Source organism: Streptomyces sp. NPDC002054 (genome assembly GCF_040296685.1).
GTDB lineage: Bacteria > Actinomycetota > Actinomycetes > Streptomycetales > Streptomycetaceae > Streptomyces.
In genome coordinates, this window is record NZ_JBEOXT010000008.1 from 19,499 (window position 1) to 34,005 (window position 14,507).

The 14,507-nt window shown below is 73.0% G+C and carries 12 protein-coding genes; 10 read left to right on the top strand and 2 right to left on the bottom strand.

Translation table 11 applies throughout. The annotated features are described in order from the left end of the window. Positions 1-28: 28 nt before the first annotated feature. The 3 genes from ABT123_RS09340 to ABT123_RS09350 all read left to right on the top strand — a co-directional run bounded on the left by ABT123_RS09340 (position 29) and on the right by ABT123_RS09350 (position 3,537). A complete protein-coding gene (locus ABT123_RS09340; protein WP_351311395.1) occupies positions 29-1,054 on the top strand; it encodes a C40 family peptidase in 1,026 nt (341 codons plus the stop codon). Between the two features lie 239 nt (positions 1,055-1,293). After that, entirely contained in the window at positions 1,294-2,343 is a 1,050-nt protein-coding gene (locus ABT123_RS09345; RefSeq protein WP_351311397.1) for a C40 family peptidase, read from the top strand. Between the two features lie 39 nt (positions 2,344-2,382). Beyond that, on the top strand, positions 2,383-3,537 hold the full coding sequence (locus ABT123_RS09350) for a hypothetical protein (RefSeq protein ID WP_351311398.1): 1,155 nt from the start codon (positions 2,383-2,385) through the stop codon (positions 3,535-3,537). Between the two features lie 6 nt (positions 3,538-3,543). On the opposite strand, the gene ABT123_RS09355 is transcribed toward ABT123_RS09350, so the two are convergent. Then, entirely contained in the window at positions 3,544-4,734 is a 1,191-nt protein-coding gene (locus tag ABT123_RS09355; RefSeq protein WP_351311399.1) for a glycosyltransferase 87 family protein, read from the bottom strand. A 79-nt stretch (positions 4,735-4,813) separates the two neighbouring features. On the opposite strand from ABT123_RS09355, the gene ABT123_RS09360 reads away from it, so the two are divergent. Both ABT123_RS09360 and ABT123_RS09365 read left to right on the top strand, forming a co-directional pair. Next, positions 4,814-5,956 carry a glycosyltransferase family 4 protein gene (locus tag ABT123_RS09360; RefSeq protein ID WP_351311401.1) on the top strand — a complete coding sequence of 381 codons (1,143 nt, stop codon included), beginning with the start codon at positions 4,814-4,816 and terminating at the stop codon, positions 5,954-5,956. A 338-nt stretch (positions 5,957-6,294) separates the two neighbouring features. Next, the gene (locus ABT123_RS09365; protein ID WP_351311403.1) at positions 6,295-7,917 is read left to right on the top strand and encodes a GMC oxidoreductase; all 1,623 of its coding nucleotides are present in this window, start codon (positions 6,295-6,297) and stop codon (positions 7,915-7,917) included. A gap of 7 nt (positions 7,918-7,924) precedes the next feature. Here the strand turns inward: ABT123_RS09365 and ABT123_RS09370 are convergent, their stop codons facing one another. Beyond that, positions 7,925-9,721 (bottom strand): AMP-dependent synthetase/ligase, encoded by a 1,797-nt coding sequence (locus tag ABT123_RS09370; protein ID WP_351311405.1) that lies wholly within the window; start codon positions 9,719-9,721, stop codon positions 7,925-7,927. A 227-nt stretch (positions 9,722-9,948) separates the two neighbouring features. Between ABT123_RS09370 and ABT123_RS09375 the strand changes: the two genes are divergently transcribed. The 5 genes from ABT123_RS09375 to ABT123_RS09395 all read left to right on the top strand — a co-directional run bounded on the left by ABT123_RS09375 (position 9,949) and on the right by ABT123_RS09395 (position 14,457). Further along, positions 9,949-10,743, top strand: coding sequence for a metallophosphoesterase family protein (locus ABT123_RS09375; RefSeq protein ID WP_351311407.1), 795 nt, complete (start codon positions 9,949-9,951; stop codon positions 10,741-10,743). A gap of 80 nt (positions 10,744-10,823) precedes the next feature. Beyond that, positions 10,824-11,267 carry an SRPBCC family protein gene (locus ABT123_RS09380; protein ID WP_351311409.1) on the top strand — a complete coding sequence of 148 codons (444 nt, stop codon included), beginning with the start codon at positions 10,824-10,826 and terminating at the stop codon, positions 11,265-11,267. Between the two features lie 410 nt (positions 11,268-11,677). Next, positions 11,678-12,871: an ArsA family ATPase gene (locus ABT123_RS09385; RefSeq protein WP_351311411.1), complete on the top strand. Its 1,194-nt coding sequence runs from the start codon at positions 11,678-11,680 to the stop codon at positions 12,869-12,871. 103 nt (positions 12,872-12,974) lie between these two features. Continuing rightward, entirely contained in the window at positions 12,975-13,454 is a 480-nt protein-coding gene (locus tag ABT123_RS09390; protein ID WP_351311413.1) for a DUF5304 domain-containing protein, read from the top strand. 61 nt (positions 13,455-13,515) lie between these two features. Next, entirely contained in the window at positions 13,516-14,457 is a 942-nt protein-coding gene (locus ABT123_RS09395; RefSeq protein WP_351311415.1) for an ROK family glucokinase, read from the top strand. Positions 14,458-14,507: the final 50 nt, after the last annotated feature.

Here is a 14,507-nt window from a genome sequence, read left to right on the forward strand (position 1 = left end):
CGGCTCGAGGAAGAAGGAGCTCGCCTCCGTGGCGTCCCACCGTCGACCCAAGCAGCCGAACCGCGCCCGCGTGTCCTTCCTCACGGCCGCCGCCGCGGCAGCCGTCGCCCTCTCCTCGCAAGCCGCCGTGGCCGCCCCGGCCAAGCCCGGCAAGGACGAGGTCAAGGCGAAGGTCGACGCCCTCTACGACGAGGCGGAGAAGGCCACCGAGAAGTTCAACGGGGCCAAGGAGCAGCAGGAGAAGCTCGAGAAGCAGATCAGCCAGCTCCAGGACCAGGTGGCCCGCGGTCAGGGCGAGCTCAATGAGCTCCGGAACACCCTCGGTTCGATGGCCTCCGCGCAGTACCGCACCGGCGGCATCGACCCCTCCCTCGCGCTCTTCCTCTCCAGCAACCCCGAGGACTACCTCGACCAGGCCGCCACCCTCGACCAGTTGAGCGGCCAGCAGGTGGAGGCCGTGCAGAAGATCCAGGCCAAGCAGCGCACCCTCGCGCAGCAGCGCCAGGAGGCCGCCGGCAAGCTCAAGGACCTCGACGCCACCCGCAAGGAACTCGGGGACAAGAAGGCGACCATCCAGAGCAAGCTCGCCGAGGCGCAGAAGCTGCTCAACACCCTCACCGCGCAGGAGCGGGCGCAGCTCAAGGACGACGACACCCGGGCCAGCCGGGACGACAGCACGCGCGCGAACCTCGGCAACGTGAAGGCCTCGGGCCGCGCGGGCGCCGCCCTCGCCGCCGCCAAGACCAAGCTGGGCAGCGCGTACATATCGGGCCACGAGGGCCCCAACTCCTTCGACTGCTCCGGTCTGACCCAGTGGGCCTACCGGCAGGCCGGGGTGAGCATCACCCGCACCACCTGGACCCAGGCCAAGGAAGGCACCCGCATTCCGATCAGCCAGCTCCAGCCCGGCGACCTGGTGTTCTTCTACAGCGACCTGCACCACGTCGGCCTGTACGCCGGCAATGGCATGACCCTGCACGCCTCGAACCCGCGCGGCGGAGTCAAGTACGAGAAGATCAGCTACATGCAGCCGCAGTTCGGCGTCCGCATCTGAATCTGATCGTCCGATCCCTCCGGACGTCGACCGTCCGGGGGAACTTCCAAGTACGCTGCTCCACCGCACGCCCCGCCGATGACCTGCGTCTGTCGGCGGGGCATTGCCGTGTCCGCCCCGGCGGGTCGTTGGTCGGGGTGTGTCCGTGCGGCTACTGTCTGCCAGCGCGGAACCCGGCCACGGCCGTCCACGGGGGGCGGACACGGGTGCCGTGCAGCGGAAAGGGAGTGCGGCTTCCCGTGGGAAACCATCGCCGGCCGGCATCCGCGGGCCTCGAACGGAACGCGAAGGTCACCGCCCTGGCCGGCGGAATGGCCGCCGTGGCGGCCACCGCCGCCACCGCCCTGAGCGGCGGCGGGGTCGCCGGCGCCGCGCCCGCCGACCCGGCGGGCGACGCCCGCGCCCGGGTCGACCGGCTCTTCGAGGAGGCCGAGCAGGCCACCGAGCGCTTCAATGCGGCGGGGGAGCGGTCCGCGAAGCTGCGCGCCGAAGTGCGGCACGTCCAGGACGCGATCGCCCGCAGCCAGGACCGCGTCAACACCATGCGGGGCGTGCTCGGCGCGTTCGCCGGGGCCCAGTACCGGTCCGGCGGCCTCGACCCCGCCATGGAGCTGCTGCTCACCGAGGACCCGGACGACTACCTGGAGAAGGCCGGCATCCTGGACCGGCTGACCGGACGGCAGGCCCGCCAGCTGGTCGCTCTCCGCGAGGAGCAGCGCGCGCTGACCCAGCAGCGCAAGGAGGCCTCCCACAAGCTCGGCGAACTGGAGCAGCTGCGGGCGGACGTGGCCCGGCAGAAGCGGTCCGTCACCGCCAAGCTGGCGGCGGCCCGGCGGCTGCTGAACGCGATGCCCTCGCAGCAGCGGGCCGAGTACGAGCGGGCCGCCCGGTCCGGCGGCGGCCGGTACGGGGCGATGCCCGGACCCGTGCTGGGCCCCGGCTCCGGCCGGGCCGCGGCAGCCGTGATGGCGGCCCGGGCCGCGGTCGGCCGGCCGTATGTGTGGGGCTCCACCGGGCCCTCCGGATTCGACTGCTCCGGCCTGATGGTGTGGTCCTACCGGCAGGCCGGGGTGTCCCTGCCGCGCACCTCGCAGGCCCAGCGGTACGCGGGTCGGCGAGTCCCGCTGTCCGAGGCCCGGCCGGGCGACCTGGTCACCTACCGCTCCGACGCCAGCCATGTCGGCATGTACGTGGGCAACGGCCAGGTCATCCATGCGCCGTACCCGGGCGCGGCGGTGCGGTACGACCCGGTGGGCATGATGCCGGTCTCGTCGGTGACCCGGGTCTGACGGCCCGGGCCCGGGCCGGGCGGTGCGTACCATCACCGGATGCGCCGCTTCCCCGTCTGCCTCCTGCTGCTGCTCGGCCTACTGGCCGGCTGTGCCGGGCCCGCGGACCGGGACGGGGCTGCCGGGGCCGGTGCCGGGGCCGGTGCCGGGGCCGGAGATGCGGTCCGGCGGGCTGTGGCGGACTGGGCTGCGGGGGCGGCCGGGCGGCCCGGCGGGGTTCCGCTGCAGTCCTGGTCGTACGAGGTCACCTCGGTCCGCGTCGCCGACGGCGGCACCCGGGCCACGGCGGGCGCGGAGCTCCGCTACCGGCTGGCCGGGCACGACGCCGCTCCCGCCGGGGGCGCCCGAGAACTCTCGCTGGCCGCATCGGACGGCCGCTGGCGGGTCACCGCCGACCGGCCTGCGCCCGGAGCCCTGCCGGAGCTGTGGGACCAGGGCCCGGTGCAGGTGGTGCAGGGGCGGCACGCGCTGGTGCTCGGGGCCGGCCCGCGCGAGCGGCTGACCGGGATCGCCGCGGAGGCCGACCGGGCCGTCCCGGCGGTGACGGCGGCCGGTTCCCCCGGCGCCGGGAGAACCTGGGCTGGCCGGGTGGTGGTGCTGGTGCCCGACTCCGTCGACCGGATGGCCGCGCTGCTCGGCTCAGCGCCCGAGGCCTACCGCGGGATGGCCGCGGTGACCACCGGCCGGGTCGGGGCCGCCCCCGCTCCGGCGGACCGGGTGGTGGTCAACCCGCAGGCGTACCAGGAGCTGTCGGGGGAGGGCCGCCGGATCGTGCTGACCCACGAGGTCACCCATGTCGCCACCCGGCCGGTGACCTCCGCCTCGACCCCGCTGTGGCTGTCGGAGGGCTTCGCGGACTGGGTGGCGTACCGGGACAGCGGGCGCGCGCCCCGGGACGTCGCCCCGGCGGCGGCGCGCGCGGTCCGCGCCGGGCGGCTCCCGGCGGCCCTGCCCGGGAACGCCGCGTTCACCTTCGGCGGCGACCAGGAGGCGCTGTCCCGGGCGTACGAGGAGTCCTGGCTGGCCTGCCGGCTGATCGCGGCCCGCTGGGGCGAACCGGCGCTGCTGCGCCTCTACGAGGCCGCCGCCCGCGAGCCGCTGTCCAGGGCGCTCGCGACCACCCTGGGCACGGACCTGCCCGCCCTGACCGCCGCCTGGCGCGCAGCCCTGACAACGGAACTCGGCGGACCCTAGCGGGCGTCAGCGCGCCGCGGGCACGCCTTCCTCGGTGCGGGTCCCGGTCGCCGGGTCCGGCTCGGTGGCGGGGACGGCCTTGGAAGCGGCCCACAGGACGCGGCACGCGGCCACTGTCGCCCAGACCAGCAGAGCGTTGCGGACCACGATCAGCACGATGCCGATCCAGTCGCTCCGGACGATCTCCGTGAAGAACGTCGGGAACTCCAGCTGGGTGAACGCCGTGGCCACCAGCAGGATGCGGGTGACCCGGACCATCCGGGAGTCCGCCAGGGTCAGGCACACCGCGGCCAGCGCCACCAGCCACACCAGGTACTGCGGGCTGATCACCCGGCTGGTGACGGTGAACAGCAGCACCGCCGTGAACGCCGCGTCGAAGATGACGCGTTCGTCGCCGGCCACGATCCGGGCCCGCAGCCGCCACACCAGCAGCCAGCCGAACGCCACCGCGGTCAGGCCCAGGGAGAGGGTGCTGATGGTCTCCACCCACGGGCCGAGGAACTCCACCGAACCGTAGTTGAGCTTCACCTCGCCCTCCCACCAGCCGAAGGCGCGGGCGAAGTGCAGCGGCAGCGCGCCCAGCGACTCCACCTCGGTGCCCCGGTCCCGCTGGAAGGTGAGGAAGGCCAGGGAGCCCGGCATGGCCACCGCGAACAGCAACAGCAGCAGCGCCCCGGTCGCGGCCGTGGAGAACCACACCATCCGGTTGCGGACCCCGGCCAGCAGCAGGGCCGGCCACACCTTGAGGACCGCACCGAGCGCGATCAGCGGCCCGCGCACCCGCGGGTGGAGCAGGGCGGCCACCGCCACCGCCGCGACGAAGATGTCGTACCGGGCGTACGCGGTCGGGCCGATCAGCGGCACCGCCCACACCCAGTACCAGGCGGCCCGCAGGCCCTTGCGCGCCAGCAGCCAGGTGACCAGCGCGTCCGCGGCCAGGCACAGCACGATGAACGCCGCCGTGTAGGAGAGGAAGGGCAGCAGTCCGGGCGCCAGGACGGCCAGCGCCGCGCCCGGCGGGTACTGCCAGGTCACGTCGTCGAGCGGGAACGTGCCGGTGCGCAGCACGCCGTACCAGCCCTGGTAGATCACCGTGACGTCGATGGTCACGTCCCCACCCGGCAGCCGGATCACCCGGAAGGTGCAGAGCAGCAGCAGAATCCTGGTGGCCGACCAGGCCGAAGAAAGCTTGAGCACCGCGCCATGATGCCCAGGTCCTTGGCCCCGAAGCCACGAAACACGGCAATCGAAATCAGTCCGGTACTGTCGGCAGACGATGCACAAGACGCTGATCGTGACCAATGACTTCCCGCCGCGACCGGGCGGAATCCAGGCATTCCTGCACAATATGGCGCTGCGTCTGGACCCGGACCGGATCGTTGTCTACGCCTCCACCTGGAAGCACGGCGCGGAGGGCCGGGAGGCCACTGCCGCCTTCGACGCGGAGCAGCCCTTCCAGGTCGTCCGGGACCGTACGACGATGCTGCTGCCGACGCCCCGGGTGACCCGGCGGGCGGTGGGGCTGCTGAAGGAACACGGCTGTGAGTCGGTGTGGTTCGGAGCGGCGGCGCCGCTCGGCCTGATGGGCCCGGCGCTGCGCCGGGCGGGCGCCCGGCGGCTGGTCGCGACCACGCACGGGCACGAGGCGGGCTGGGCGCAGCTGCCGGCCGCCCGGCAGCTGCTGCGGCGGATCGGCGAGGGCACGGACACGCTCACCTATCTCGGCGAGTACACCCGCTCCCGGATCGCCTCGGCGCTGACCGACCGGGCGGCCGGCCGGATGGTGCAACTGCCGCCGGGCGTGGACGAGAAGACCTTCCACCCGGGCTCGGGCGGCGCGGAGATCCGGGCCCGGCTGGGTCTGTCCGACCGGCCGGTCGTGGTGTGCGTGTCCCGGCTGGTCCCCCGCAAGGGACAGGACACCCTGATCCGGGCGATGCCGCGGATCCTGGCGGCCGTCCCGGACGCGGTGCTGCTGATCGTCGGCGGCGGGCCGTACGAGGCGGAGCTGCGGAAGCTGGCCGGGGTGACGGGCGTTGCGGACGCGGTGGTGTTCACCGGCGCCGTGCCGTGGTCCGAACTGCCCGCGCACTACGGGGCCGGCGACGTGTTCGCGATGCCGTGCCGTACGCGGCGGGGCGGGCTGGACGTGGAGGGCCTGGGCATCGTCTACCTGGAGGCTTCGGCGACTGGTCTGCCGGTGGTGGCGGGGGATTCGGGCGGGGCGCCGGATGCGGTGCTGGACGGGGAGACGGGGTGGGTGGTCCGCGGCGGCGTCCCGGAGGACGCGGCGGACCGCATCAGCGCCCTGCTGCTGGACCCTGCCATGCGGGCCCGGATGGGCGAGCGGGGCCGCGCCTGGGTCGAGGAGAAATGGCGCTGGGACCTCCTGGCGGACCGCCTCCGCGAGCTGTTGTAGCGCTGCGCTGAGCCTTCCCCCACCCCGCCCCTTCCCGAAACTGGGGGCAAGCCCCCAGGCCCCCGGTCCGGCGCTTCGCGCCGGGGCGCTCAAACGCCGCGCGGGCTGGAAATGCCGCGCAGCGGCATTTCTCAGCCCCGCCGGCGTTTGAGGCGCGGGGTCTGGGGCGGAGCCCCCCACGCGGCGGAGCCGCATATCCGGCACAGCGGGAAGGGGCGGGGTGGGGGAATGGCCCCGCGCAGCGGCACCCCACGCGGCGGAGCCAGAGTTGACTGTCACTCGGAACGGTGGCTGCGCCGCGTATGGGCGGAAGGCCTGATTCCGCCCATGATGCGGCCATGACACCCAACCTGACGCGCCGTCACATCCTAGGCATCGGCGCCCTCCAGACCGCCGCCGCCCTAGGCCTGACCAGAATCGGCCTGACCGAAGCAGCCGCCGCAGCAGAGCCACCGCCCACCCACTACGCCCCCGCCCTCGTCGTCGGCTCCGGATACGGCTCCGCCGTCGCCGCCCTCCGGCTCGGACAGGCCGGCGTACGGACCGTGGTCCTCGAAATGGGCCGGCTCTGGAACACCGCCGGGCCCGACGGCAAGGTCTTCCCGTCCACCAGCGCCCCCGACCACCGCTCCATGTGGTTCCGCACCCGCACCGAAGCCCCGCTCGCCCAGTTCCTCTGGCTCGACGTGGTCAACCGGAACATCAGCCCCTACCCGGGCGTCCTGGACCGGGTGCACTTCGGGGACATGTCCGTCTACGTCGGCCGCGGCGTCGGCGGTGGTTCCCTGGTCAACGGCGGCATGGCGCCCGCGCCCCGGCGCTCGTACTTCGCCGAGGTCTTCCCCGGGGTCGACGCCGAGGAGATGTACGGGACCCACTTCCCCCTGGCCCGGCGGATGCTCGGCGTCAACGACATCGACCCGGACTGGTTCGAGTCCACCGAGTGGTACCGGTTCGCCCGGATCTCCCGCAAGCACGCCCACAACACCGGCCTGAGGACCGTGTTCGTGCCCAATGTCTACGACTTCGCCTACATGCAGCGCGAGGCTGCCGGCCAGGTGCCGAAGTCCGCGCTCGCCGGCGAGGTCATCTACGGCAACAACCACGGCAAGAGGAGCCTCGACAAGACCTACCTCGCCGCCGCCCTCGGCACCGGCAACGTCACCATCGAGACCCTGCAGAAGGTCACCGGCGTCCGCGCCGATCCGGCCGCCGGGGGCTACGTCCTCACCGTGCAGACCATCGACCTCGCCGGCCGGGTCACCGGGACCCGCGAACTCGGCTGCCGGCAGCTCTTCCTCGGCGCGGGCAGCCTCGGCACCACCGAGATCCTGCTGCGGGCCCGGGAGACCGGCACCCTGCCGGCGCTCAGCGACCGGGTCGGCCTCGGCTGGGGCGGCAACGGCAATGTGATGACCGCCCGGGCCAACCACCTGTGGGACACCGTCGGAGCCCGCCAGGCCACCATGCCCGCCCTCGGCATCGACGACTGGGACAACGCCCGGAACCCGGTCTTCGCCGAGATCGCCCCGCTCCCGATGGGCCTGGAGCACTGGATCTCCCTGTACCTGGCGATCACCAGGAACCCCGAGCGCGGCAGCTTCAGCTACGACCCGGCCACCGACTCGGCCCGGTTGCACTGGCGCAGGGAGCAGAACACCCCGTCGGTCAACGCCGCCAAGTCCCTCTTCGACCGCATCAACCGCCGCCAGGTGACGGTGTACCGGCACGACCTCTTCGGCGGCAACCGGGCCTTCGCGGACGACTTCACCTACCACCCGCTGGGAGGCTGCGTACTGGGCGAGGCCACCGACCTGTACGGCCGGGTCAAGGGCTACCGGAACCTGTACGTCACCGACGGCGCGCTGGTGCCGGGATCGCTGGGCGTCAACCCGTTCCTCACGATCACGGCACTCGCCGAACGCAACCTAGCCCGCATCCTCGCCGAAGACCCGTGCTAAGAGAGGCTTAACCGCGGTAGAGCGCCTCGATCTCGTCCGCGAAGTCCTTCGCCACCACGTTGCGCTTCAGCTTCAGCGACGGCGTGATGTGGCCCGACTCCTCCGTGAACTGGGAGGGGAGAATGCGGAATTTCCGCACCGATTCCGCCTTGGACACGGCCGCGTTGCCGTCGTCGATCGCCTTCTGGACGGCGGCGATCAGCGCCTCGTCCTCCCGCAGCTCCGCCGCCGTGACCCCGGCCGGCTTGCCGTTGTCCTGCGCCCAGCGGCCCAGGAACTCCTCGTCGATGGTCACCAGCGCGGCCACGAACGGCCGGCCGTCGCCCACCACCATGCACTCCGCGACCAGCGCGTGCGCCCGGATCCGGTCCTCGATCACCGCGGGGGCCACGTTCTTGCCGCCGGCGGTGACGATGAGCTCCTTCTTCCGGCCGGTGATCGCCAGGTAGCCGTCCTCGTCGAGGGTGCCGACGTCGCCGGTGTGGAACCAGCCGTCGGTCAGCGCGTCGGCGGTGGCCGTCTCGTTCTTCCAGTACTCCTTGAAGATGTGCTCGCCGTGCAGCAGCACCTCGCCGTCGTCCGCGATCCGCACCACGGAGCCCGGCAGTGGCTGGCCGACCGTACCGATCTTCGGCCGGTCCCACGGGTTGAACGCGGTCGCCGCGCAGGACTCGGTCAGCCCGTAGCCCTCCAGCACGGTGAACCCGATGCCCCGGAAGAAGTGCCCGAGCCGCTCGCCCAGCGGGGCGCCGCCGGAGATCGCGTACTCGCCGCGCCCGCCGAGCACCGCGTGCAGCTTGCTGTAGACCAGCTTCTTGAAGATCTTGTGCTTGAGCTTCAGCCCGAAGGACGGGCCGCCCGGAGCGTCCAGCGCCCGGCTGTAGGCGATCGCCGTCTCGGCCGCCGCGTCGAAGATCTTGCCCTTGCCCTCGGCCTGGGCCTTGGCGCGCGCCGAGTTGTAGACCTTCTCGAAGACGCGCGGCACACCGAGGATCAGCGTGGGCCGGAAGGACTGGAGTTCGTCGGTCAGGTTCTTGATGTCCGGTACGCAGCCCAGCCGGATCGGCGCCAGCACGGCCCCGACCTCCACCAGGCGACCGAAGACATGCGCGGCCGGGAGGAACAGCAGCACGGAGCACTCGCCGGTGCGGAACAGCGGGCTCAGCCGCTCCACCACGTTGCCGCACTCCGCGAAGAAGTTGCGGTGGGTCAGCACACAGCCCTTGGGGCGGCCGGTGGTGCCCGAGGTGTAGACGATGGTGGCCGGGTCGTCGGCGTTCGCCAGGCTGCTGCGCTCGTCGACCTCGGCGTCCGCGATGTCCGCGCCCGCCGTCTTCAGCGCCTCCAGCGCACCCTGCTCGATCTCCCACACCTCGCGCAGCTCCGGCAGCGCGTCGCGCAGCGAGGCCACGGCCGAGCTGTGGTCGGGGCTCTCGACCACCGCGGCCACGGCGCCGGAGTCGCCGAGGATCCACTGGATCTGCTCGGGCGAGGAGGTCTCGTACACCGGGACGGTGACACCGCCGGCGGTCCAGATCGCGAAGTCGATCAGCACCCACTCGTAGCGGGTGCGGGAGATCAGGGCGACCCGGTCGCCCGGCTGGATACCGGCGGCGATCAGGCCCTTGGCGACGGTCCGCACCTCGGCGAGGAACTCGGTCGCGCTGACGTCCTGCCACTGCCCGTCGACCTTGCGGCTCATGACGGCGGTATCGGGATGCTGCGCGGCATTGCGGCGGATGAGATCCGTAAGGTTCCCGTCCGACGGGACCTCGTACAGGGCCGGAAGGCTGAACTCGCGCAAGACTGCTGCTCCTCTGGGCGCCATCGCCACGATGTGGACCGACCGGACGTTACCCACCGGTAGTGGGTTCCCGATAGAGGGAACCGGCCAGATGTTCCGTGCGTCACATGACGCGGCCTTATCGCGACGACCCTAGTCCACCCGTTTCGCGACTCGGAAGTAACCGCAGGTCCGGAGGGCTTCGGCCGCTCTACCCACACGGCCCGGCCCGCCCTAGGGTGACTGGCATGGGTGGTACGAAACGCGGCACACAGGCGCGTACGAAGGTCCACGTCGTCAGCGACGTCCACGGCAACACCGAGGCACTGGCCCGTGCCGGAGACGGCGCCGACGCCCTGATCTGCCTCGGTGACCTCGTGCTCTTCCTGGATTATGCCGACCACTCGCGCGGCATCTTCCCCGACCTCTTCGGCGTCGAGAACGCCGACCGGATCGTCGCCCTGCGCGCCGAGCGCCGGTTCGCCGAGGCGAAGGAATTCGGCCGAAGTCTGTGGGACGGCCTCGACCGGGAGCAGGTCATCGAGAACGCGGTACGGCGCCAGTACGCCGAGATGTTCGCCGCCTTCCCCACCCCGACGTACGCCACCTACGGCAATGTCGACATCCCGAAGCTGTGGCCCGAGTACGCCGGCACCGGAACCACCGTCCTGGACGGCGAGCGGGTGGAGATCGGCGGCCGGGTCTTCGGCTTCGTCGGCGGCGGCCTGCCGTCCCCGATGCGCACCCCGTACGAGATCGACGTCGAGGAGTACGCCGCCAAGGTCGAGGCGCTCGGCGAGGTGGACGTCCTCTGCTCGCACATCCCGCCGGAGGTCCCCGAGCTCTGCTACGACACGGTCGCCCGCCGCTTCGAACGCGGCAGCGCGGCCCTGCTCGCCGCCATCCACCGGGTCCGGCCCCGGTACGCCTTGTTCGGCCATGTCCACCAGCCGCTGGCCCGGCGGATGCGGATCGGCGGCACCGAATGTGTGAACGTCGGACACTTCGCGGCCACCGGGCGGCCGTGGGCCCTGGAATGGTGATCCCGCGACGCGCGATAGCCTTCACGCGGCGGCCCGAGGCCGCCCAATTCCTCGAAACACTCCCCGGAGGAGCCACCGCGATGGCGGAACACACCAGCTCGAGCATCACGATCGAGGCGGCGCCGGCCGACGTCATGGCCGTGATCGCCGACTTCGCCCGCTACCCCGAGTGGACCGGCGAGGTGAAGGAGGCCGAGGTGCTGGCCGCCGACGCCGAGGGCCGCGCGGAGAAGGTCCGCCTGCTGCTGGACGCGGGCGCGATCAAGGACGACCACACCCTGTCCTACACGTGGAAGGGCACGGACGAGGTCAGCTGGACCCTGGACAAGTCCCAGATGCTCCGGCAGCTGGACGGCTCCTACCGGCTGGCTCCGCTGGAGGGGGGTACGCGCACCGAGGTGACGTACCAGCTGACCGTGGACGTCAAGATCCCGATGCTGGGCATGATCAAGCGCAAGGCGGAAAAGGTCATCATCGACCGGGCGCTGGCGGGCCTGAAGAAGCGAGTAGAAACAACGGCCTAACCGGCCCGGGTTCCGCTGCGCGGAGCCGTCCCCCACCCCGCCCCTTCCCGAAACCGGGGCCTGCGGCCCCGGCCCCCGCCGTGGGGCTGCGCCCCACACCCCCTGGGTGTACGGGCTTCGCCCGGTACCCGTGCCGGGGGTTTGGGGGCGAGCCCCCGAGAGCGGGGCGCCGGGCGGAGCCCGGGCACCCCAACGGGGTCGGGGGCGGAGCCCCCACCCTGGTTCGGGGCTCGCCCCCAACGGGGTTCCGGGGCGGAGCCCCGAATCAGGTGCGGGCGGAGCCCGTGCACCTTTACGGGGTCCGGGGCGGAGCCCCGGTTTCGGGGAGGGGCGGGGTGGGGGAATGGCCCCGCAGGGCACCCGACGCCGTCGCCCGAGCTGCTGCACCGACCCCAGGAGTCCCCACCCCCATGCACACCCTCCTCCTCACCGGCCCCGGCGGCGCCGGCCGCACCACCATGGCCGCAGCCACCGCCCTCGCCGCCGCGCGCAGCGGACAGCGGGTGCTGGTGCTCTCCGGCGACCCGGGCGACCCGCTCGGCGCGCTGCTCGGCCCGGCCGCCGGCCCGGCCGAGGACGTCGCGCCCGGCCTCCCGGCCCACCCCGTCGCAGCCGACGGCAACCCCCGCCTCTGGGTCGCCCGGATCGACTCCGGCCAGGACTTCCGCACCGAACTCACCGCCCTCCAAGACCGCGCCACCGCCGCCCTCAACCTGCTCGGCGCCCGCCCCCTCGGCGAGGAGGAGCTCACCGAGCTGCCCGGTGCCGAGCAGTTCGCCCTGCTCCGCGCCCTACGCCGAGCCCGATCCGCCACAACCGGCTTCGACCTGGTCGTGGTGGACATGCCCCCGCTCCACCAGGCCATCGCCGCCCTCGCCCTCCCCGCCCAGCTGCGCCGCTACCTGGCCCGGCTGGTCCCCGCCGAACGGCAGGCCGCCCGCGCCCTGCGGCCGGTACTGGCCCAGCTGGCCGGCGTACCGATGCCCGCGCAGTGGCTGTACGAGGCGGCCGAGCGCTGGGACCGGGAGCTGGCCGCCGTGCAGGCGGTCGTCGAGTCGGCCGACACCTCCGTACAGCTGGTCGCCGAACCCGGTCCGGCCGCCGCCGAGGCGCTCCGGCTCGGGCGCCTGGGCCTCGCCCTGCACGGGCTGGCGGTCGGCCCGGTGCTCGCCAACCGCCTGGTGCCGGCCGGCTCCGCCGAACCCTGGCTGGCCGGCCTGGCCGCGCAGCAGGACAAGTACACGAGCCAGTGGCCGGACCACCGCCCGCTGCCGCACCTCGGCCGGGACCCGCGCGGCCCGGAGGACCTGGCGCTCCTCGACCCCGGACCGGTCACCGTGCCGGCCCGCCCGCACTGGCCGGTGGAGGACCGCCGTGCCGAGGACGGGGTACTGGTCTGGACGGTGCCGCTGCCCGGCGCCGAGAAGCGGGAACTGGACCTGATCCGGCGCGGCGACGATCTGCTGCTCACCGCGGGCCCGCACCGCAGAATCGTTCCCCTGCCGTCCGCCCTCCGCCGCTGCACGGTCTCCGGCGCGGCCCTCGCGGACGGCGTCCTGCGCATCCGCTTCACCCCGGACCCGGGGCTCTGGCCCACCCGCTGACGCGGAACAAAACGGTGCCCCCGCGCCGAACCGGGTCCCCCGAACGGGTACCGTCGAAGGTATCCGCCCGCAGAGCCCGCAGCAGCCCGCAGGAGAGTCCGCCATGAGCGAGGCCAACGACCGTCCCACCGACGACGACGCCTGGGCGAAGGCCTGCGCGGAGGACCTCGCCGCGGAGAAGGCGCGCCGGCGGGCCGAGCAGGGCGCGGGGGAGCAGGGCACCGGGACCGCCGCCGAGGAGCTGTTCAAGCTGTTCGAGGCCGTCGCCGACAAGGTGTCCGGGCTGAACAACCCGCTGCTGGGAACGGCCGCACAGGGCGCCGTACGGCAGTTCGTCCACCAGGCGAAGAGCGCCGCCAAGCCCGTCATCGAGCGCAACCCCGAGGTCTTCGACCACCTGGCCGCGGCCGGTTCGGAACTGCTCGCCGCCTACCGCTCGGCGGTGGAGGGCCACGAGCGCCGCTGGACCAGGGACGAGCACGACCCCCGAGACGGCCACAACGGGCACGACAGGCACAACGGGCACGACCGGCGCGACGGGGGTGAAGGCCCCGGGACTACCGGGCGCATCGACCTCGACTGAGACTCCGCCGCCCTCGGGTACCGTTGGCCCCGGCGGGGTTTGACCGGAAACCGAGGGACTAATGGGACTCACCATCGGCGTCGACATCGGCGGCACGAAGATCGCGGCCGGCGTGGTCGACGAAGAGGGCACCATCCTTGAGACGTACAAGGTGCCCACCCCGCCGACCGCGGACGGTGTGACGGAAGCGATCTGCGCCGCCGTCTCCGAGGTCAGCAGCAACCACACCATCGAGGCCGTCGGCATCGGCGCGGCCGGATACGTGGACGACAAGCGGGCGACCGTACTCTTCGCCCCCAACATCAACTGGCGCCACGAGCCGCTCAAGGACAAGGTCGAGCAGCGCATCGGCCTGCCGGTGGTCGTGGAGAACGACGCGAACTGCGCGGCCTGGGGCGAATACCGGTTCGGTGCCGGTCAGGGCCACGAGGACGTCATCTGCATCACCCTCGGCACCGGCCTGGGCGGCGGCATCATCATCGGCAACAAGCTGCGCCGCGGCCGGTTCGGCGTGGCCGCCGAGTTCGGACACATCCGGGTGGTCCCGGACGGTCTGCTCTGCGGCTGTGGCAGCCAGGGCTGCTGGGAGCAGTACGCCTCCGGCCGGGCGCTGGTCCGGTACGCGAAGCAGCGCGCCAACGCCACCCCGGAGCGGGCGGAGATCCTGCTCGGCCTGGGCGACGGCACCCCCGAGGGCATCGAGGGCAAGCACATCAGCGAGGCCGCGCGGGCCGGCGATGCGGTGGCCGTGGACTCCTTCCGGGAGCTGGCCCGCTGGGCCGGCGCCGGCCTCGCCGACCTGGCCTCCCTCTTCGACCCGTCCGCGTTCATCGTCGGCGGCGGTGTCTCCGACGAGGGCGAGCTGGTCCTCGACCCGATCCGGAAGTCCTTCCGGCGCTGGCTGATCGGCGCCCAGTACCGGCCGCACGCGCAGGTGCTGGCCGCGCAGTTGGGCGGCAAGGCCGGGCTGGTCGGCGCCGCGGACCTGGCCCGCCAGGGCTGACCGCCGGGGCGGCCCGCCGCCCGCCCGCAACCCTGCCCGTCGTGCCCCCT

What these genes read in the sequence shown, in the direction of transcription:
- ABT123_RS09350 (WP_351311398.1), top strand. Translation starts at nt 2,383, where the DNA reads ATGCGCCGCTTCCCCGTCTGCCTCCTGCTGCTGCTCGGCCTACTGGCC.
- ABT123_RS09360 (WP_351311401.1), top strand. Translation starts at nt 4,814, where the DNA reads ATGCACAAGACGCTGATCGTGACCAATGACTTCCCGCCGCGACCGGGC.
- ABT123_RS09365 (WP_351311403.1), top strand. Translation starts at nt 6,295, where the DNA reads ATGACACCCAACCTGACGCGCCGTCACATCCTAGGCATCGGCGCCCTC.
- ABT123_RS09375 (WP_351311407.1), top strand. Translation starts at nt 9,949, where the DNA reads ATGGGTGGTACGAAACGCGGCACACAGGCGCGTACGAAGGTCCACGTC.
- ABT123_RS09380 (WP_351311409.1), top strand. Translation starts at nt 10,824, where the DNA reads ATGGCGGAACACACCAGCTCGAGCATCACGATCGAGGCGGCGCCGGCC.
- ABT123_RS09385 (WP_351311411.1), top strand. Translation starts at nt 11,678, where the DNA reads ATGCACACCCTCCTCCTCACCGGCCCCGGCGGCGCCGGCCGCACCACC.
- ABT123_RS09390 (WP_351311413.1), top strand. Translation starts at nt 12,975, where the DNA reads ATGAGCGAGGCCAACGACCGTCCCACCGACGACGACGCCTGGGCGAAG.
- ABT123_RS09395 (WP_351311415.1), top strand. Translation starts at nt 13,516, where the DNA reads ATGGGACTCACCATCGGCGTCGACATCGGCGGCACGAAGATCGCGGCC.